The following is a 20,066-nucleotide window of genomic DNA, read 5'->3' on the forward strand; positions in this document are numbered from 1 at the left end:
TGCGGTGATTTTAGGAATTTCTGGTCAGTTCAGGTCTTCAAGCAACCGTCCGTGTTTGCGAGTCTCGGTGATGACGTCGCCAAAGGTCACCAAATTACGGGCCGTAAGCATCGGTAGCATCCGAACCAGCACTTCGGCGGTCGCGACGGCATCACCCAAGGCCGTGTGACGCAAGGCTTCCGGGATCGTTATGCCTAACCGCTCGCAGACCGCGTCCAGCGTATGCGTTTCGCTTGCCCCGAACAGCACCGCCGACAGCAGGACCGTATCCAGAATGGGGTGGCTCCATTCCACCCCCATACGCTCGGCATGGCGGCGCAGGAAAGCCATGTCGAATGGTGCGTTATGGGCAACAATGACGGCATCCCGGGCAAATTGGTGAAAGCTGCGACCGGCCTCGGCAATATCAGGCGCACCCTGAACCATCCGGTCGCTGACCTTATGCACTTTGGTTGAAGCTGGGGGGATCGGGATGCCGGGGTCGACCAGGGTATCAAGCCGTTCGCCTTCGACGATCTTACCCTTTACGACGCGCACCGCACCGATCTGTACGATCTCATCCTTATGCGGGAGCAGGCCCGTGGTTTCGGTGTCAAAGACTACGAAGCAGAGGTCCAACAGGGGTCTATCTTCAAACGCGTCGTCACCGGGTGTGTCGAGAAGTTCGAAATCGTAAACCAGCGGGCGGGCCGCGTCGGGTTCGATTTGCGCGGCACTGTCATCGAAGACCAGCATGTAACCGGGGGCATCGCCCAATGGTTTCATACGGGCAGAATAGGATTGCCGCCCATCAACACTGGTTAGTGTGCAATGGACGTCTTTCCCGGTTTTGATCAGCTTCGCGTAGGAATCCGTCAGACCGGTCGCTTCGAGGTAGTCAAAAAGCGAGGCGTTTAGCCGAGGATGTGCGATCTGTGCCAGAACCTCAGCCGCCTGCGCGTCATATAGAACGATCTGATGCTTCGGTCCGGCCAAAAGCATTGCAACCGGGATCTCGGTCAGCAGCGCGGTGAGACGCTGTTTTTCCGATGCCAGATGGGCCGTTTCCGCGGCCACGGCCTCAGCCGTGGTCATGGCGTTGGCAGCCAGTTGTTCGGCCAGTCCAGCGGCGGCGGGAGCCAGATCGCCCAAATAGCGCGCCGCTTGAAGGTCCAGATCCGTGCTGACCCCGGCGTGTGCGCGCGCCCGGAGTTGGGCCGAGAGCCGCTCGATTGGTTTTGCAACGTTATCATCAAAAAGAAGCCAGACTCCGGCAACCAGCGCCAACATTCCAAACGCGATCAGTATCTCTGCGAAGATGAACGCATCCATAAGCGCGGGATCACTTGCCCTCTGATAACCGACCCACAAAGCCAGGGTGCTGATGATCAGCCCTCCTGCCGCAAGTAATAGGAAGAACAGGAACACCCTCAGGCGCAGGCTCAGATGGTTCAACATAGTCAGACCCCGCAGGTTGCCTCGATTACCGGATCTTCAGCGTCGATCTTGATCCAGCTGGCGTTCAGCAAACGTCCGTCATCGGCGAATTCGGCCCCGTCTGCCAGGTTGGCGCGGCTGTTTTCGGCGCAGTTTACAGCGACCGGCATCTTCGAGACCGGTGCCCAGCGTCCAAAGAAGTAAAGATCGACCAGACGCTCGTCCGGCAAATTGGCATTTGTGCGTACCGATGTGGCGTCGATTGCAGCAAAGCGGTCGACAAAGGGCACGGCATACGTCCATGGACGATAGAAGGCGCGGCTTTCCACCTCCTGCACGATGGTGAGGCTGTCGGGCAGTTGGTCGCGCGTACGGTCATACCAAGAATACTCGCTGGTAATCGTCATACCGATCATCCCCGCACCTGCCGCAACCGGCGCGGCCCATTTGGGCAAGCGGCCCCCGGTCAGCTTGTTCACCACCATCACGACACCCGCAAAGGCAAAGCCTGCAAAAATCGTGCCGATCAGTTCCAGAAACATGTGATTTCTCCGTTCATTTCCAGTTTCTTAACCCAGCATTCCTTTGCCATGGCCAACCGCTGATTGCATGGTTTTTACCACGACAAAGGCATCGCGGAGATGACTTCGCTCAAAGTCCGACAATTCAGCGGGTGGCAGGTAATTGTCCGGTGCATCCCCGGATTTGACCAGACGCACTTGATGTTCCAATCGGGTCTCAGCGATCAGGTCATATGCGTCCAGTAAATCGCGTGCGCCGGACGCGCTGAGCACACCCGCAGCCTCGGCGGCGCTAAGACGGGCGCGGGTGTTCGCTTCGGTTAATTGTCCCTGCAGGCTGTAGATGCGTGCCAGATCCACGACAGGCACCACGCCATTATGCTTGAGGTCGAGCGTATTGCGATGCTCACCCGAACGTATGGTGGCGAATCCACGCAGCAGGCCCAGAGGAGGCGTGTGTTTCAGTGAGTTCGAAATCATATGCGCGACAAAGATCGAATTCGCATTGGCTGCCGCCAGCGTATCGGCCTGCAGGTCGGTGAACAGATCGAAGGACCCTCCGATGGGCCGCAGGTCAAACATCACCGAGGCCAGCATTTGCGCCTCAGGGTTGGGTTTGGCAATCCAGCCATTGAAATACTCGCGCCAGACACGCACGGGCTGGCACCAGCGAGGGTTGGTCGCCATCATGTCACCGGGGCAATAGAAATAACCGCAGGTATCCAGCCCGTCTGAGACGAATTTGGCCAGCGCAGCGAAGTAGGCCATATCACCGACCGCCACACTGTCATCTAGCATCAGGCAATTGTCCTGATCAGAAACTCCGGTCTGTTCCTGCCGTCCTTGCGAGCCGCAAGCAAGCCACAAGTAGGGCACTGGCGGCGCACCCAGTTCAGCCTCAGCCAGTGCCAGCAACCGCCGCGTCGCAGTGTCTGCGATGTCGGTGATCAGCCGTGTAACGATCTCGTGCCGGTTGCCGCCCGCTACGAGTTGGACCAGCAGTTGTGGTATCTCAGCGGTGACTTGAGCCATCTCTTGCGGGCTGTCGGCGCGGGCAATTCGTCCTACCAACTCGGCAGAATTGACCGCCTGATAGCGGGTGAGATCGGTTTGGGTTACGATTCCGACCAGCTTACCGGCCTCGGAAATTGGAATATGACCGATGCCACGTTCCATCATCACGTGTAATACGTCCGAGCCGATATCTGTCGGGGCAAGAATGATTGGATCGGCGGTCATGATCGCCGAAACCGCGGTGTCAGCGGGCATCGCCTCGGCGACGTATTTGCCGGAAATATCGCGGAGGGTTGCGATACCCAACAATCTGTCCCCTTCGGTCACGCAAAGCGATGAGATATGGCGGTCGCGCATGATCTGCGCGGCGTTTTGAACCGGAGTATCGGGCGGGCAGGTGGCAGGGTCACGAGCCATCAGCACGTCAATTGCACTGGTAGCCAGGCTTTGCGGTCCGCTCCGCCCACCGCGTGAACGGTTAAAGAACTTGGACACCACATCGTGACCTTCGATCAGGTTTTTCACAAGGTCTGGCGGCAACACGATCAACACTGACGGCGTGTGCGCGCGCGCATGTGTGGCGGCTTTGCCGTCCTTCAGCAATCCGCGCTCACCAAAAGAATTGCGCAATCCCAGATGCGAAACGACAGCGCCGTTTTCATCGGTAATTTCTACCTGTCCTTCATAGATCACAAAGACGCCGGGCAGAGCGTTGCCCAGCTGGTAAATGCTGCCATCGGCATCGACTTCGCGCACTTCGATCTGCTTGGCCAGATCGTCCAAAGCATCATGGGGCAACGAGTCATAGGGGTGTACAGACTTCAGAAACCGGGTGATTTCGTCATGGGACAGGGGCATTTACGCTCTCCGGAGTTCCGAATAAAAAATCCCGCCCGGTGGTGTGCCGGGCGGGAACAGTAAGTCGAAAGATGCGATCGAAGACAAGAGCCGCCGACCGCATCACACTCAGTGATCCTGAGCTGCGCCCGCACCACGGGGAATGCGAATGCTTTCGACCATATCTTTGATCTCCTGCGGAGTCTCTTTGGTCATACCGGCAACGACGTAGGCAACGCCGAAGTTGATCATCGCACCGATGGCGCCGAACGAGGTCGACTTGATCGGACCCAGAAGCGGATCAGCATCGGTGAACGAGTTGGTGCCCGGAATGAACAGCCAGCCCTTATGCAGGAAGATGTAGACCAGGGTTACGGTCAGACCAGCCAGCATACCTGCAACCGCGCCGGTGTTGTTGATGCGGGTCGAGAAGATCCCCATCATCAGCGCCGGGAAGATCGAGGCTGCTGCCAGACCAAAGGCCAAGGCCACGGTTTGTGCCGCAAAGCCCGGAGGGTTGAGACCCAGATAGGTTGCAACGACGATGGCTACAGCCATGGCAATCCGTGCCGCCAGAAGTTCACCCTTTTCAGAGATCGACGGGTTGATTGCACCTTTGACAAGGTCATGGGACACAGCCGACGAGATCGCCAGCAGCAGGCCCGCAGCGGTTGACAGAGCAGCCGCAAGACCACCAGCAGCGACCAGACCAATCACCCAACCTGGCAAGTTGGCAATCTCAGGATTGGCCAGAACCAGGATGTCGCGGTTGAACTTGGTCAGTTCGTTACCAACCCAGCCCTTTTCTTCCGCGATCGCGGTCATGGCTTCCGACTTGTCGTTGTAGTACTGGATTTTGCCGTCGCCGTTCTTGTCTTCCCAATCCAGCAGACCGGTTTTCTGCCACGTGGCCATCCAGTCATAACGCGGATCGTTGTCGATTTCTTCGACCGAAACAGCGCCACCTTCGATGCCACCATTGGGCCACATCATGTCGGTGATGTTCAGGCGCGCCATTGCACCAACAGCAGGAGCCGTCAGGTACAGCAGAGCGATGAAGACCAGCGCCCAGCCTGCCGACCAACGTGCGTCAGACACTTTGGGAACGGTGAAGAAGCGCATGATGACGTGCGGCAGACCAGCTGTACCGATCATCAGCGACAAGGTGAACAGCACCATGTTCAGCGTGTTCGAGTGGTGAGCCGTGTAGTCGTTGAAGCCCAACTCGGTCACGATGGCGTCCAGCTTAGTCAGCAGGGGTTCACCGCTGGCGGTGTCACCAAACAGACCCAGCGCCGGAACAGGCGTGCCGGTCAGCTGCAGCGAGATAAAGATGGCCGGGATGGTATAAGCGGTGATCAGCACGCAGTACTGAGCGACCTGAGTGTAGGTCACGCCCTTCATCCCACCAAACACTGCGTAGGCAAACACAACGCCGGCGCCGATCAGCAGACCTGTAGTGTTGGACACTTCGAGGAAGCGGCCAAAGGCCACGCCAACACCGGTCATCTGACCGATCACGTAGGTCACCGACGCAACGATCAGACAGATCACCGCAACGATACGTGCAGTCTGGCTGTAGAAACGATCGCCGATGAATTCCGACACGGTGAACTTGCCGAACTTACGCAGGTAGGGCGCAAGCAGCAGGGCCAGCAGCACGTAGCCACCGGTCCAACCCATCAGGAAGGTCGAGTTGTCGTAGCCGGTAAAGGCAATCAGGCCCGCCATCGAGATGAACGAGGCCGCAGACATCCAGTCCGCCGCTGTCGCCATACCGTTGGTGACCGGATGAACGCCGCGACCGGCGGCATAGAATTCCGATGTGGAACCCGCACGGGCCCAGATCGCGATGCCGATGTAAAGCGCAAAAGACGCGCCCACAAACAGCAGGTTGATGGTAAACTGATCCATGCCTATTACTCCTCGTCCACGCCGTGTTCAGCGTCGAGCTTGTTCATGCGCCAGGCGTAGTTGAAGATCAGCACCAGAAAGACCAGGATCGATCCTTGCTGAGCGAACCAAAAGCCCAGATCTGTACCGCCAACGGCGATGCCGGACAGCAGCGGACGCAGCAGAATGCCGAATCCAAACGACACCAGCGCCCAAATCGCGAGGCTGATGTAGATGAGGCGCAGGTTGGCCTGCCAATAGCCCTTGTCGGCTTCAGCAGTCTGCGCGGAGTTTGTTGAATGATCCGCCATCGCGGGTTCCTCCTTCGCTTCCCTCATTGGCGGCCCATTGCCCAACTCCTCCAGTGCGGTGGGCCGCTTCTCGGTTGTGCCAAACGCCCCGTGACGTCAGGCATAACTTCTCTGGTCCGCCAGGGCGGGTCCATTGAAGTATTCTGATTTAGGATCAAAGCCCTAGGGCTTATCTCCTCCCCTTATTTCATGACCTCGCCGACAATCCCTTGAAGGTCTTGCGCGATGTCGTCGATCTGACCCATGGCATCGATGCCTTTCAGCACACCTTGGGCTTGATAGTAGTCAATCAGCGGTGCGGTCTGCGCGTGATAGGCCGCCAGACGCGACGCGACCGTCTCGGCATTGTCGTCGGCGCGGCGTTTGAATTCTGTGTGTCCGCACTTGTCGCATTTGCCGTCTTCGACGGGCTGCTTGTACGTGTCGTGATAGCCCTCACCGCATCCAGCGCAGGTGTAGCGACCCGAAATCCGCGTCACCATCTCGGCGTCTTCAACTTCAAGGCTGATGGCCGCGTTGATCTTCTGATCTGAAGACGCGAGCAGACCATCAAGAGCCTCGGCCTGGACTGTGGTCCGGGGGAAACCATCTAGTATGACGCCCTTGGCGCAGTCCGGTTCTGCCATGCGGTCGCGCAGGATCGCGATGACGATGCCGTCGCTGACAAGATCGCCTGCCTCCATAACCGCTTTGGCAGCATTACCAGCCTCGGTACCTGCGGCGACCGCGTCACGCAGCAGATCACCGGTGCTGAGTTGTACAAGCCCGAACTTCTCTTCAAGCATACGAGCCTGCGTACCCTTCCCGGCGCCCGGAGGGCCGAGAAGGATCAGAACAGCAGGGGATATGGTCGTGGCAGCGTCCATCACATCCTCACTTGTTTGCCCGGTTTTCGATCAGGTCTTCGACCACTGACGGATCGGCCAGGGTCGACGTATCGCCAAGCGAACCAAAGTCGTTCTCGGCAATCTTGCGCAGAATTCGGCGCATGATCTTGCCCGAGCGAGTCTTGGGCAGGCCGGGGGCCCACTGGATCACATCAGGCGAGGCAATCGGGCCGATCTCGGTCCGGACCCAGGTTCGCAGCTCTTTCAGCAACTCATCCGACGGCTCGCGGTCATTCATCAAAGTGACATAGCAATAGATGCCTTGCCCTTTGATTTCATGGGGGTAACCAACCACAGCGGCCTCGGCGACGGCGGCATGGGCGACCAGCGCGCTTTCCACCTCGGCCGTGCCCATCCGGTGGCCGGAGACGTTGATTACATCATCGACGCGGCCAGTGATCCAGTAATCGCCATCCTCATCGCGACGGCAGCCATCGCCGGTGAAGTAGTAGCCTTTGTAGTCCGAGAAATAGGTCTTCTCGAACCGCTCATGATCGCCCCAGACGGTGCGCATCTGACCGGGCCAGCTGTCTTTGATGCACAGAACACCCTCAACGCCATTTCCCTCGATCTCAACACCGGATTGCGGGTCCAAAACCACCGGCTGGATGCCGAAGAACGGTTTCATCGCCGATCCCGGCTTCATCGCATGCGCACCGGGCAGGGGGGTCATCAAGTGACCGCCGGTTTCGGTCTGCCACCAGGTGTCAACAATCGGGCATTTGCCTTTGCCAACAACTTCATTGTACCAGTTCCAGGCTTCCGGGTTGATCGGCTCGCCGACTGTGCCCAGCGTCCGGAGATCGCTCAGGTCGCATTTCTCGACGAACTCGGTACCCTGACCCATCAGAGCGCGAATTGCCGTCGGAGCGGTGTAGAACTGGTTCACCTTGTGCTTTTCGCACACCTGCCAGAAGCGTGATGCATCCGGATAGGTCGGCACGCCTTCGAACATCAGTGTGGTCGCTCCGTTGGCCAGCGGGCCATAGACGATATAGCTGTGGCCGGTGACCCAGCCGACATCGGCGGTGCACCAGTAAACGTCGCCTTCATGGTAGTCGAATGTGATCTCATGCGTCATCGCGGCATAGACCAGATAACCGCCGGTCGTATGGACGACACCTTTGGGCTGACCGGTCGAACCGGAAGTATAGAGAATGAACAGCGGATCTTCGGCATTCATCTCGGCGGGTGCGCAATAGTCATCCGCTTCAAGCGCCATTTCGTTGTAATCATAGTCGCGGCCATCAATCCAAGTGGTCTGCCCACCGGTGCGTTTGACCACCAGACATCTCACGCTGTCTTTGCAGTGCAGCAGGGCCGCGTCTGCGTTGGACTTCAGCGGAGTCTTTCGGCCACCACGTGGTGCCTCATCGGCAGTGATGACGACCTTGGCATCACATCCGTTGACTCGGGCTGCCAACGCATCGGGTGAAAACCCAGCAAATACAATCGAATGGATTGCTCCGATCCGTGCACAAGCCAGCATCGCATAGGCTGCTTCTGGGATCATCGGCAGATAGATCACAACGCGGTCACCTTTGCGCACGCCCATCGATTCGAGAATATTGGCCATGCGACAGGTGCGACGGTGCAATTCGGCGTAGGTAATGTGCTGAGCTTCGTCGTTTGGATCATCCGGTTCCCAGATGATCGCGGTCTGATCGCTGCGCGTATTCAAATGACGGTCAAGACAGTTGGCCGAGACGTTTAGCGTGCCGTCCGCATACCAGTTGATACCAACCGAACCAAAATCATAGCTGACGTCTTTGACCTGAGTATAAGGCTTGATCCAGTCAACGCGCTTGCCTTGCTCATCCCAGAATGCTTCGGGGTTGTTGATCGACGCAGCGTACATATCTGCGTATTTGTCGGCGTCGACATGCGCACGGGCGACAGTTTCTGCGGATGGCGGATATGTCTTGGCATCTGCCTGGGCAGCGGTAGTCATCTTTGAGGCTCCTCCCTCTGGACTGGATTACATGGGACCGATTTTGCCAGCCGATTAGGCAATGTCGATCCGGTTCCTCCCCAAGTTGAATAATACGGGGATCAGAAAAGAAATAAATAAATTGCCATAATCCTTGGATTTCTTTGTAAAGAAATTTCATTTTCGGCACTAACATTGTAAATAATTCTGAAATTGTGCGTAATATACACCTTAAATCAGCAAGATAGCTGTAATGACCTAAGTGCTCATTGGCATGTGTCTGGGGCTTTGGCCGATAGCTTCACTTTAATCTCGAAGTCTGGTGGCGATAACACCACTTCTCCTCGCAGGGGTTGGCAGCTTCTAGACTTGGCGCTAGCTTCACAAACAAGCATCCCGATAGGGGGCGCAACTAAGGGAGATACCACTATGAAAAAGATGTTGAGCGGTGCGGCTTTTGCCGCCCTGAGTGTGGCGTTTGTCACCGAAGCAGCCGCGACCGAATGGAATGCCTCGGTCTGGGGTAAGCGCCGCGCATTTACCGAGCATGTTGAGAAACTGGCTGAACTGGTGAACGAAAAAACCGGCGGCGATTTCACCATCAATGTTAGCTATGGCGGATTGTCGAAGCCCAAGGAAAACCTGGATGGAATCGAGATTGGCGCGTTCGAGATGGCGCAGTTCTGTGCGGGCTATCACCGCGATAAGAACCGCGCGATCACCGTTTTGGAACTGCCCTTCCTTGGCGTAAACACATTGGATGAAGAGGTGGCCGTCAGCCACGCAGTCTACGATCATCCAGCAGTCAAGGACGAGATGGCGCAGTGGAACGCGCGCATCATCATGACTTCACCGATGCCTCAATATAATCTTGTTGGTACCGGTGACCCTCGTGATGAGCTTGCCGAGTTCGACGGTATGCGCGTACGCGCAACTGGCGGTTTGGGGCAAGCATTTGAAGCAGTTGGTGGCGTACCTACGTCCGTGCCTGCGACCGAAGCCTACAATGCGATGGAATCTGGCGTGGTCGATACCGTGGCCTTCGCTCAGCATGCGCATTTGTCATTCGGGACGATCAACGAAGCTGACTGGTGGACGGCCAATCTGAATCCTGGAACGGTAAACTGTCCGGTGGTGGTGAATATCGACGCTTATGAAGCGCTGCCAGCCGAACATCGCGAAGCGCTGGACAGCTCGATTAATGAGGCTATCGATCACTATCTGGCCAACTACGGTGGACTGCTTGAAAAGTGGGATGGCGTGCTGGCAGAGAAAGGCGTTGAAAAGGTCGAGATTGACGATGCCGTGCTTGAGGAGTTTCGCGCCAAAGCCGCTGATCCTATTCGCGCGAAGTGGATCGAAGACATGACCGCCCAGGGTCTGCCTGCGCAGGATCTTTATGATCTTGTGCAATCGACGCTGCAACAGCAGCGCGGCGGTAACTGATCGCCACAGCCGGGTGTCATTAGGCACCCGGCATCTCCTTCAATCAAAGGAATGCTGAGATGGCAGGACATGCCACGGTGCTTGAGGATGGCAGTCTTCTAAGCCGGTTGGATCACCGTTTGTTACGTCTAGAGCGTTTTATGGCGCTGATCAGCGGTTTCGCGGTTTTCGGGCTCATGGTGCTGGCTGTTGTGTCAGTCAGCGGCCGAAACGCCTTAAACGCGCCTTTGCCCGGATATGTTGACTGGATTGAACAGGCGATGCCCCTGATCGCGTTTCTGGGTATCTCGTTTGTGCAACGTGATGGCGGGCATATCCGAATGGATATCGTTATCTCGCGTCTGAAAGGGCGGGCGCTGTGGTTGTTCGAGCTGATCTCGGTTCTGTTGATACTGCTGCTGATGCTGGCGCTTGTTTGGGGTAGTTGGTCCCACTTTGACCGGTCCTTTGACTTCGGCGCTCCGATGTGGAGTCGCGACAGCTCAATTGATATCGGGATTCCTATTTGGCCAGCCAAGCTGCTGGCACCCGTTGCTTTTTCGGTGCTGTGCGCCCGGCTAATCTTGCAGGTCTGGGGCTATGGACGCGCCTTCATGCTGGGGCTCGAGGCACCGGTGGCCGTACCGCTGATACAGGATGCCGCCGCACAGGCTGCAGCCGAGGCCGAACAATTCGAAGGACGTAACTGACCCATGGACACGATTGATATCGGCCTTTGGGTCACTGCCGGACTGTTGGTTCTTGTCGTCACTGGCATGCGGGTGGCATTTGCTGCAGGTCTGGCAGGGTTGGTTGGCCTTGTTTGGATATTCTGGGCAAAGTTTGGGTATGATCCCGAGCGGTTTGGTAAGGCACTGACGGTGGCCGTCAAAACGGCTGGCCAGGTGCCACATTCCAAGGTGGCGTCTCATACGCTGAGCCTGATCCCAACATTCATCCTGATCGGCTATCTAGCCTACTACGCTGGCCTGACCCGCGCCTTGTTTGAGGCGGCAAAACGCTGGGTGGCATGGGTGCCTGGCGGGTTGGCCGTTTCAACGATTTTTGCGACCGCCGGTTTCGCCGCCGTATCAGGTGCATCGGTCGCCACATCAGCCGTCTTTGCGCGCATCGCCATCCCTGAAATGCTGGCCGTCGGGTATAACAAACGTTTCGCCGCAGGTGTGGTTGCCGCTGGCGGAACCTTGGCCTCGCTAATCCCTCCATCCGCGATCCTTGTGATTTACGCCATTATTGTCGAACAGGATGTGGGAAAACTGCTGCTCGCAGGCTTCATCCCCGGCGCGTTTTCGGCGGTGATCTATGGCTTGCTGATCGTCGGTATCGCCGTGATCTTCAAGTCCGTCGGACCGCCGGTCACCGGGTTTACCTGGAAACAACGATTTGCTGCTCTTCCGGGCGCACTGCCCATTGTGGCGGTGATCCTCATCATAATCTGCTTTGTCTATAACCCCTTCGGCGACAAGGCTTGGGGCACCCCGACCGAGGGCGGGGCCATCGGGGCCTTCATCGTGTTCTGCTTTGCCCTGATCCACGGCATGCGCTGGCCTGAATTCAAATCGGCCTTGCTTGAAACCGCCAAACTGACCGCCATGATTTTCGCGATTATTTGGGGTGTTTTGATCTACGTGCGCTTTCTTGGTTTCGCAGATCTGCCGGGGGCGTTTTCCGACTGGATCACTTCGCTCGAAATGTCGCCTATGTTGATCCTCATTTGCATCCTGCTGGCCTACGCAGTGCTGGGCATGTTCATGGATGCGATCGGTATGTTGCTTTTGACACTTCCGGTTGTGTATCCCGCCGTTATGGCCCTGAACGGAGGCGAGGCCGTCAGCGCAGCAGACAGCGCCTTTGGTATGTCCGGGCCGATGTGTGCGATCTGGTTTGGTATCTTGGTGGTCAAAATGGCCGAGTTCTGCCTGATCACACCTCCTATTGGTCTAAACTGTTTTGTTGTCGCAGGCGTGAGGCCCGATCTTAGTGTTCAGGATGTCTTCAAGGGTGTAACGCCGTTCTTCATTGCCGATGCACTTACCATCGCACTGCTGGTGGCCTTTCCAGGGATTGTTCTCTACCTGCCATCGCTTGCGGGATAAGAAAAAGCCCCGGCCAAAGGCCGGGGCACAGTTTTAGAAGTGCGGGTTCTTTATCCTGCCCGCATCAACATCCCGAACAGATCCCGCGGGTCGTCAGGGTCTGCCAGCATATCCAATGCCTCATAGAAATCAGTGCCTTCAATCGCGCTTTTGATGTAACGTAGTGCCGAGAAGTCCTCGATCGCGAAGCCGACACTGTCGAACAACGTGATCTGTCGATCATCGGTGCGCCCTGTGGCTTGTCCGGTCATAACTTCCCACATCTCGGTGACAGGGTGATCATTCTCCAGAGCTTGAATTTCACCTTCGATCCGCGTTTGCTCGGGGTATTCTACAAAGATATTCGAGCGCAGAAGGATATCGCGGTGCAGTTCGGTTTTGCCGGGGCAATCACCGCCAATGGCGTTGATGTGCACACCGGGGCCGACCATGTTGTCGGTCAGGATGGTGGCGTATTTCTTGTCAGCGGTGCAGGTCGTTATGATCTGAGCGCCTTCGATTGCGTCCTCCGGTGTTTTGCAGGGCACGACCGTCAGCCCTTTGCCCTGCAGATTGGCTGCACATTTCGCCGTCGCGTTCGGGTCTGTGTCGTAGAGCCGGACCGTATCGATGCCGCACATGGCTTTGAAGGCGAGGCACTGGAACTCGGATTGCGCGCCGTTTCCAATCATCGCCATCGTCGTCGCGGATTTGGGCGCGAGATATTTGCCGACCAGCGCAGAGGTTGCCGCTGTCCGCAAAGCAGTCAACATCGTCATTTCGGTCAACAATGTCGGGTACCCGGTATAGACATCAGCCAGCAGGCCAAACGCGGTCACGGTCTGCAGGCCCTCAGACGTGTTCTTGGGATGCCCATTGACGTATTTGAACCCGTATGCCTCACCATCCGAGGTTGGCATCAGTTCGATCACCCCATGTGGTGAGTGGGCCGGGATGCGGGGCGTTTTGTCAAAGTTCTCCCAGCGTTTAAAATCGGATTCGATCTGCGCGGCAATCTGCGTGATCATCTGTTCGACCCCGATGTGGTGGACCAGACGCATCATGTTGTCGACGGATACAAACGGCACGAGGGCCTTATCAGAAGGTTGCATCAAAGACTCCTATCGGCGGGAAAGATGGATACCAGCGATCATACAACGTACGGATCCACCGGCTGTTTCAATTGTGGGAACCGAGAGCGGCAGCGGAGTTGCACTGGCTTCGATGATCGCGACTTGAGCAGGTGTAAGAGCCTGTAGCGCTCGGCTGGACAACGCCAGGACAAGACCATCATTGCCACTAAGCTCAATCGCGTTTCCTGCAAAATCTGCAATCTGCTCATGGGACAGATCGATGACAGTACGGCCAGATTCCTCAAGCCGTGCCCGAACTGTTGCCCGACGTTCTGGGTTGGAAATCATGTCCAAACAGATAAGGGCGTAGTGCGTGCCGATCCCCATCAGGACATTGGTGTGATAGACATCACGGCCTTCAGCGTCCTTTGCATCAAAGGCAATCGGCTCATAGTTGAAATGCGTACAGAAACGCTCCAACAACACCGGATCGGCGCGGTTGGATCGAACAGTGTAGGCAATACGGCCCACGTGATCCAGAACCATCGCGCCCGTGCCCTCAAGCGCGAGGTCGTCCTGTTCGAGGCCGGAATAGTCGATGACGTCTTGCACTCGATATTCCCGCTTCAGTAACTCAATTACATCTGAGCGTCTTTCGCGTCTGCGCGATGGAACGCACATCGGATAAACAGCGACATGACCGCCTGGGTGGGTCGAAAACCAGTTGTTTGGGAACACGCTGTCGGGTGTGTCACGTTCGCCTTCGTCGTCAAACACATGAACGGTCACACCAGCAGCGCGAAGCTGTTCTACTGCTTTGTCATGCTCATCCCGCGCGGCAGCAGACGTCGCTGCAGCAGATCGATTTGCCAATGTTTGAAACGCATTGTCGTCGCGGGTCTCTGGATTTGACGCAAATGCATGGGGGCGCACCATCACGACAGCTGAAGGAGATTGAAGAGAAATCATCAGAAGCTCCGGGTTGGGCGATCGAAGATGCGACGACCCATAAGCGAGGCTGCAAGATCGACCATCAGTTTTGCGGTTCGGCCGCGCTCATCCAGGAATGGGTTCAGTTCAACTAGATCCAGAGAACAGACAAGGCCGCTTTCATGCAGCAGTTCCATGACCAGATGGGCCTCACGTTCGGTGGCACCGCCGGGGACAGTGGTTCCAACCGCAGGCGCAATCGAGGGATCAAGGAAGTCCACATCCAGCGAGACATGCAGGATGCCGTTTGCTGCGCGCACTTTGTCAAGGAAGGCCAGTAGGGGTGTCTTGATACCATGCTCGTCGATGCTGCGCATATCGGCGAGCATCGCGTGATCTTTTTCCAATGCCGCACGTTCGGCGGGATCGACCGAGCGCAAACCTATCATACCGACGCGATCCGTTGGGATCGGCGATATCAGCGGTGGAAAGGCGTCAAAGCCTGACTGGCCAGTGAAATAAGCGACCGGCGTTCCATGCAAATTACCGCTGGCCGTACTGCTGGGCGTATGGAAATCACTGTGTGCATCTAACCAGAGCACGAACAGAGGGCACCCGATACGGTCCGCATGTGCCGCCATTCCCGCCACTGTGCCCATCGACAGGGCGTGATCACCGCCCATGAAGATAGGAAGGCCTTCAAGCGCGGCCTCTTGTGCCGTGCGGCTTAGCGCCTGTGTCCAGCCCACGCATTCCGGTAAAGAGAACAGATGGGTGTCTTCCGAAATGTCGACGGCATCTGGTCGCGTGTCACCGATGTCCGACACAGAATGCCCGAGATCTGACAGCGCTTGGGCGAGACCCGCGACCCGATAGGCATCTGGACCCATCCGACAGCCTTGGCGGTGTTTGCCGGCATCCATCGGCGCTCCGGCGAGAATGATGTTCATTTTGCTCATAAGTCTATCTATCGATACGATATGAATTGAGAAAAGAGATCAAATTGGTCAAAGTGAATTGGCTAATTCCGATTTGGTAATCACGCATGGACGAACTGGACAATCGCTTATTGAACGCACTGCACAGGGACGCTCGGGCTTCGTTGTCGGAACTGGCTGAACTGCTCGGGGTGACCCGAACAACCGTGCGCAGCCGACTAAAGCGGCTTCAGCAGTCTGGCGAAATCGTCGGCTTTACCGTTGTGACACGGCAGGGAGTATCGGAAAGCCCTGTTCGTGGATTGATGATGCTTGAGATCGCAGGCCGCGGGACCGAGCGGATCAGATCGCGGATCGCTGCGATGCGTCAAGTTCGGGCGGTGCACTCAACCAATGGAAGTTGGGATCTGATCGCAGAGATCGGAACCGATACACTGGATGAGCTTGATGAAGTCCTGTTCCAGATCCGTCGGATGGAGGGTGTCACACGATCTGAGACCAATCTGTTGCTTTCGACACGCAAGGGCCGTTCGTGACGCGTTGCCCAAGGCCCTTTGCCGGATGGAAAATTCGTGCAAAGCTTTGAATTGACACTGATCTGAGGATCGCGGGGCAGGGGCGAACGGAATGACGACACAGCCGACAACGGAAGAGACACGCGCCGTACGTCTGGCCGAGTATGTGACAGGGCTGTTGGAAAAGCCGCTGGTCAAGATTGCGGTTCCGTTGCTGATTACAGGAATCGCGCTTGCGGTTCTGCATGACCTCTCTGCGCATGTGAAATGGTCAGATATCCAAAGCGATATCGCAGCGAAACCATGGAAATTCATGTTTTTTGCGATGTGCTGGACGGCTTTCAGTTTTCTGTCGCTTTCGTTCTACGATGTGCTTGCCGTGCAGAGCGTCGCCGATGGAAAAGTGCCTTTGCCCGTCGCAGGGATGGCCGGAGCAAGCGGCTATGCGGTATCGAACTGCCTGGGATTCTCCTATATCACCGGCACCGCGATCCGATACCGTATCTATGCGTCGCTGGGGCTTGATCTTGGCCGCGTGGCCGGGGTGATCGCGACCTCTTGGGTGGCGTTCTGGATGGGACTGATCCTGCTTTTGGGCCTGTTGCTTACAATACACCCGGATGGCATTTCCAAGGTCCTGCCGATCAGTGAAACGACGGAAACTGTGATCGGTCTGAGCATGTTGGCGGGGCTTGCGGTCTTGTTTGTCTGGCTTTCAAGCGGAGGGCGGCGATTGGCCTATGGCGGGTTTGGGTTCAACCTGCCGGGCGGCAAGCTGGCAAGTCTGCTGACAATCGCGGCGGTAGGCGATCTGTTCGGCGCTTCAATGGCGCTGTATGTGCTCATGCCGGACGATCTGGGGGTTGGCTACCCGTATTTCTTCGCGGTCTATATAGGCGCAATAGCGGTGGGTATCCTTAGCCATGCACCGGGTGGAATCGGTGTGTTCGAAGCCACTCTGATCGCTGGTCTAGGGGCGTCGGGCCGGTCTGATGTGATCGCTGCGCTTCTGCTCTACCGACTGGTCTATACGTTCCTTCCGTTTGCCATCGCCAGCCTGTCGATCGCGGTCGCGTCGGTGCTGACACAGCGCCATCGCATCGGGGGCGCGGTCACTTGGGTCTATCGCGCAATTCGCCCCATTGTCCCGATGGTGGCTGCCGGCGTCGCGGCTGTGGCAGGAGTTATCCTGTTGGTTTCAGGGGCTTTGCCTTCCAGTACGCAGAACCTTGGCGTACTGCGAGAGGTTTTGCCTTTGTCATTTGTCGAGGCATCTCATCTTGCAGGCAGCGCCGTGGGTGTCCTACTGCTACTTGTCTCACGTGGCCTATTCCGCAAGCTCTATCGGGCATGGGTTGTTGCCATGCTTTTGATGGTGGCAGGTTTCTTCGCCTCGCTCGCCAAAGGGCTTGATACGCATGAAGCCCTTTCATTGCTGTTCACGATTGGCCTTTTGGCGATGTTTCGGGGTGCGTTTTACCGGGTAAGCGGTGCATCTATCTTTCGGCTAAATATCCCTTGGCTGGTCAGCGTCGTCGCGTTGCTGGCGGTGATTTTCTGGATCGGATTGTTCGCTTATTCTCATGTCGAATATCAAAACGCGCTGTGGTGGGACTTTGCCTGGAGTGGAGACGCCTCGCGATTCCTGCGGTCCAGCCTCGTGGTGGCCGTGATCGTTGGCATCGTGGCGGTGAACTCGCTGTTCGGCCGTGAAATCCCCGCGCCGGTTAGGACTGAAATCCCCGAAGTTGTCGAACGGCTGGTGATGGAGTGCGAAGACACCGAATCTCAGATTTCACTGACGGGTGATAAGCAATTCCTGATCTCGCCTGACGAAACCGCATTCCTTGCCTATGCCGATACTGGCAATGCGCTGATCACCAAAGGAGAGCCTGTGGGTGATGAGCAAGCGGGGCAGCAACTGATCTGGCAATTGCGAGAAATGGCCGATCGCGAAGGCAAGCTTTGTGCGTTTTACAGTGTATCGACCAAATATCTGCCGACATTCCTGGACCTCGGCCTATCGATCCTGAAGATCGGAGAAGTGGCCCGCGTACCGCTGCAGAATTTTTCGCTGGACGGAAAATCGCGCAAACGGTTCCGGCAGGCGAAGAACAGGGCTGAGCGTGAGGGGTACAAGTTCGAAATTATCCCCAAAGAACAGCTTGCACCGGTGTTGCCCGAACTTCGTCAGATCTCGGACGATTGGTTGGCGCAAAAGGCAGGTGAGGAAAAGGGTTTTGCCTTGGGCGGCTTTGATGATGCCTACCTTTCTTATTTCGACCATGCGGTTCTGCGGGATGAGACGGGCAAGATCATGGCCTTTGCGAACCTGTTTCAAGGCGGAAACAAATCCGAACTGTCTCTGGATTTGATGCGTTATGAACCGGACAGCCCCAGCTTTGTCATGGATGCGCTGTTTGCTGAGATGATGGTCTGGGGGTCCGAGCAGGGATTCCACTGGTTCTCACTGGGTGCTGCGCCATTTTCAGGGATCGAAAACCGGCAGTTGGCCTCGCTTTGGAATCGGATCGGTGGGTTCGTTTATGAACATGGCGAACAATTCTACCACTTCGAAGGCCTGCGCACCTTCAAGCAGAAATTCGATCCGGAATGGAGCCCCAACTATCTAGCCAGCCCCGGCGGGTTGGCCGCGCCACGTATCCTCTACGAAGTTAACATCCTGATCTCGGGTGGCCTGCGCGGGTTGACGAAATAGGCCTTAGTTCAAGCTGGCGCGTGTTGGCGTTTTCTCCAACAGATCACCCCAATCGGTGCGATAGGCCATCTCGGCCAGCACCGTCTCGGGTAGGAATTCCTGATTCTGCCGAATCTGCCAACCACCACCCAGACCTTTGTAGATCGCGACCAGATTCGAAGAGACCTCCTGCCGGGCCTCGATCAGGTTCGCCTGCGATCTTAATAGCGCGGTCTGCGTGTTCAGGATACGCGAATAGCTGGCGATGCCGTCTCGGTACTGATCGACCGCGATTTCAGCCGCCTTGCGCGAAGCTTCGACGCTGCGCTGATAAAAGGTGACCTGTTTGCGCGCCTGTGCGTAAGCAACCATCGCGCTTTCGACCTCGGAATACGCGGTCAGAACAGTATTCTGATAGTTGGCGATCAACGCTTGATAGGCGGCATCCTGCGCGCGGACATTGTTCTTGATGCGGCCATAATTCAGGACGTTCCAGACAACGCCTGCGCTAGCCAATCCTGTGGCGCTGTTGGTGCTGAACAGATCGCGCCCACCCGAGGCCTGCAAACCGATCGCGCCCGACAGGATGAATTGTGGATAGAGATCAGCCAACGCGATCCCCACCTGCGCCGATTGGGTGGCTGCCGCCAATTCGGCGGCGCGGACGTCAGGCCGCCGCCGTAGCAATTCGGCGGGCACACCAACGGCCACGTTGCTGCGCCCTGTTGGAATTCGGCCTGAATTGCCGATCAAGCCAGTCATCTGAGACGGCGTTTTTCCTAACAGAACCGCCAGTGCGTTCTTGGCTTGTTGGATATCGCTTTCCAACTCGGGCACGAGTGCCTTGGTGTTGTTGAGCAGGGCAGTCGATTCCTGCACATCCAACTCGGTTGTAACGCCGTTGTTAAAGCGCAGCTGAGTGAGGTCTGCCGATGCCTGCTGAATCGTGATGTTTTCCCGCGCGATGCGCAGAGCCTCTTGCAACGAACGGATGTTGATATAAAGCGCCGCTACGTCCCCGGTCAGCGTGACCAGTGCGTCGTCATAATTAGCAACCTGCAGTGCCAGGTTCGATCGCGCGGCCTGTACGCCGCGACGTTGCTGGCCCCATACGTCCAGTTCCCATTGCGCATCAAACCCAACCTGCGAGGTCGAGAATTCGGTGTCCAAAGGGATGATCCGCCGGATATCCGAAATCGGCCCAAGATTGTCGCTGATCTGTCGGCGTTGGAGCGAACCGCCCACGGCCTGCGATTGCGGGTAGAGCTCTCCGAATGCGATACCAAGCTGCGCGCGGGCCTGAAGTACGCGGGCACCTGCGACCTGTAAGGTCAGGTTCTGCGCATAGGCTTCGGCGATCAGTTTGTTCAGCGTCGGATCATTGAATGTCTCCCACCAGCGCACAACCGGAGCGCTGCGTGAGGTCAGGCCGCTCTGGCCCGCGCTGGGGTTGTTGACCTCCATCCATTGCTTCACGACCGGAGAGTTTGGGCGCACGAAATCAGGCCCCACCGGTGTACAGGCGGTGAGGGTGGCAGCGCAAAGGGCAGTGCCTAACAACCGGCGGAGTGTCATCGTACGC

16 protein-coding genes are annotated in these 20,066 nt (G+C 57.0%); 5 read left to right on the forward strand and 11 right to left on the reverse strand.

Features of this window, described 5'->3' with window-relative positions; genetic code table 11:
• Window positions 1-24 precede the first annotated feature (24 nt).
• The 7 genes from ACR0BI_RS01010 to acs all read right to left on the reverse strand — a co-directional run bounded on the left by ACR0BI_RS01010 (window position 25) and on the right by acs (window position 8,830).
• Window positions 25-1,437 carry a 3'-5' exonuclease gene (locus tag ACR0BI_RS01010; protein WP_170393352.1) on the reverse strand — a complete coding sequence of 471 codons (1,413 nt, stop codon included), beginning with the start codon at window positions 1,435-1,437 and terminating at the stop codon, window positions 25-27.
• A 2-nt stretch (window positions 1,438-1,439) separates the two neighbouring features.
• A complete protein-coding gene (locus tag ACR0BI_RS01015) occupies window positions 1,440-1,958 on the reverse strand; it encodes a hypothetical protein (RefSeq protein ID WP_170393351.1) in 519 nt (172 codons plus the stop codon).
• Window positions 1,959-1,985: 27 nt separating this feature from the next.
• Window positions 1,986-3,809: a DUF294 nucleotidyltransferase-like domain-containing protein gene (locus ACR0BI_RS01020; protein WP_170393350.1), complete on the reverse strand. Its 1,824-nt coding sequence runs from the start codon at window positions 3,807-3,809 to the stop codon at window positions 1,986-1,988.
• 108 nt (window positions 3,810-3,917) lie between these two features.
• Window positions 3,918-5,702 (reverse strand): sodium:solute symporter family protein, encoded by a 1,785-nt coding sequence (locus ACR0BI_RS01025; protein WP_170393349.1) that lies wholly within the window; start codon window positions 5,700-5,702, stop codon window positions 3,918-3,920.
• Between the two features lie 5 nt (window positions 5,703-5,707).
• Window positions 5,708-5,992: a DUF4212 domain-containing protein gene (locus ACR0BI_RS01030; RefSeq protein WP_010439512.1), complete on the reverse strand. Its 285-nt coding sequence runs from the start codon at window positions 5,990-5,992 to the stop codon at window positions 5,708-5,710.
• Window positions 5,993-6,174: 182 nt separating this feature from the next.
• Complete coding sequence (locus ACR0BI_RS01035) at window positions 6,175-6,858, reverse strand: adenylate kinase (protein ID WP_170393348.1); 684 nt, start codon at window positions 6,856-6,858, stop codon at window positions 6,175-6,177.
• Between the two features lie 7 nt (window positions 6,859-6,865).
• Window positions 6,866-8,830, reverse strand: a complete 1,965-nt coding sequence (gene acs / locus ACR0BI_RS01040) for an acetate--CoA ligase (RefSeq protein ID WP_480561682.1) — start codon at window positions 8,828-8,830, stop codon at window positions 6,866-6,868.
• A 408-nt stretch (window positions 8,831-9,238) separates the two neighbouring features.
• On the opposite strand from acs, the gene ACR0BI_RS01045 reads away from it, so the two are divergent.
• The 3 genes from ACR0BI_RS01045 to ACR0BI_RS01055 are packed head-to-tail and all read left to right on the forward strand — an operon-like array spanning window position 9,239 to window position 12,351.
• Window positions 9,239-10,255 carry a C4-dicarboxylate TRAP transporter substrate-binding protein gene (locus ACR0BI_RS01045; RefSeq protein WP_170393346.1) on the forward strand — a complete coding sequence of 339 codons (1,017 nt, stop codon included), beginning with the start codon at window positions 9,239-9,241 and terminating at the stop codon, window positions 10,253-10,255.
• A 59-nt stretch (window positions 10,256-10,314) separates the two neighbouring features.
• Complete coding sequence (locus tag ACR0BI_RS01050) at window positions 10,315-10,944, forward strand: TRAP transporter small permease subunit (RefSeq protein ID WP_170393345.1); 630 nt, start codon at window positions 10,315-10,317, stop codon at window positions 10,942-10,944.
• A 3-nt stretch (window positions 10,945-10,947) separates the two neighbouring features.
• The gene (locus ACR0BI_RS01055) at window positions 10,948-12,351 is read left to right on the forward strand and encodes a TRAP transporter large permease (protein ID WP_170393344.1); all 1,404 of its coding nucleotides are present in this window, start codon (window positions 10,948-10,950) and stop codon (window positions 12,349-12,351) included.
• A gap of 50 nt (window positions 12,352-12,401) precedes the next feature.
• On the opposite strand, the gene ACR0BI_RS01060 is transcribed toward ACR0BI_RS01055, so the two are convergent.
• Genes ACR0BI_RS01060 through rocF form a run of 3 tightly spaced genes read right to left on the reverse strand, consistent with a single transcriptional unit; the run spans window position 12,402 to window position 15,292 of the window.
• On the reverse strand, window positions 12,402-13,445 hold the full coding sequence (locus ACR0BI_RS01060; protein WP_480561680.1) for an ornithine cyclodeaminase: 1,044 nt from the start codon (window positions 13,443-13,445) through the stop codon (window positions 12,402-12,404).
• A gap of 6 nt (window positions 13,446-13,451) precedes the next feature.
• A complete protein-coding gene (gene ctlX / locus ACR0BI_RS01065) occupies window positions 13,452-14,372 on the reverse strand; it encodes a citrulline utilization hydrolase CtlX (RefSeq protein WP_480561678.1) in 921 nt (306 codons plus the stop codon).
• Complete coding sequence (gene rocF / locus ACR0BI_RS01070) at window positions 14,372-15,292, reverse strand: arginase (RefSeq protein WP_480561676.1); 921 nt, start codon at window positions 15,290-15,292, stop codon at window positions 14,372-14,374. Before rocF ends, ctlX begins: the two co-directional genes overlap by 1 nt.
• Window positions 15,293-15,378: 86 nt before the next feature.
• Here rocF and ACR0BI_RS01075 point away from each other — a divergent pair, with 86 nt between their 5' ends.
• A complete protein-coding gene (locus ACR0BI_RS01075) occupies window positions 15,379-15,807 on the forward strand; it encodes an Lrp/AsnC family transcriptional regulator (RefSeq protein WP_170393340.1) in 429 nt (142 codons plus the stop codon).
• Window positions 15,808-15,898: 91 nt separating this feature from the next.
• Window positions 15,899-18,505 carry a bifunctional lysylphosphatidylglycerol flippase/synthetase MprF gene (gene mprF / locus ACR0BI_RS01080; RefSeq protein WP_480561674.1) on the forward strand — a complete coding sequence of 869 codons (2,607 nt, stop codon included), beginning with the start codon at window positions 15,899-15,901 and terminating at the stop codon, window positions 18,503-18,505.
• A 3-nt stretch (window positions 18,506-18,508) separates the two neighbouring features.
• Here mprF and ACR0BI_RS01085 read toward each other — a convergent pair whose 3' ends face one another.
• Window positions 18,509-20,059: an efflux transporter outer membrane subunit gene (locus ACR0BI_RS01085; RefSeq protein ID WP_480459381.1), complete on the reverse strand. Its 1,551-nt coding sequence runs from the start codon at window positions 20,057-20,059 to the stop codon at window positions 18,509-18,511.
• Window positions 20,060-20,066 lie beyond the last annotated feature (7 nt).

The sequence above is a fragment of the Ruegeria sp. E5 genome (assembly GCF_056534105.1).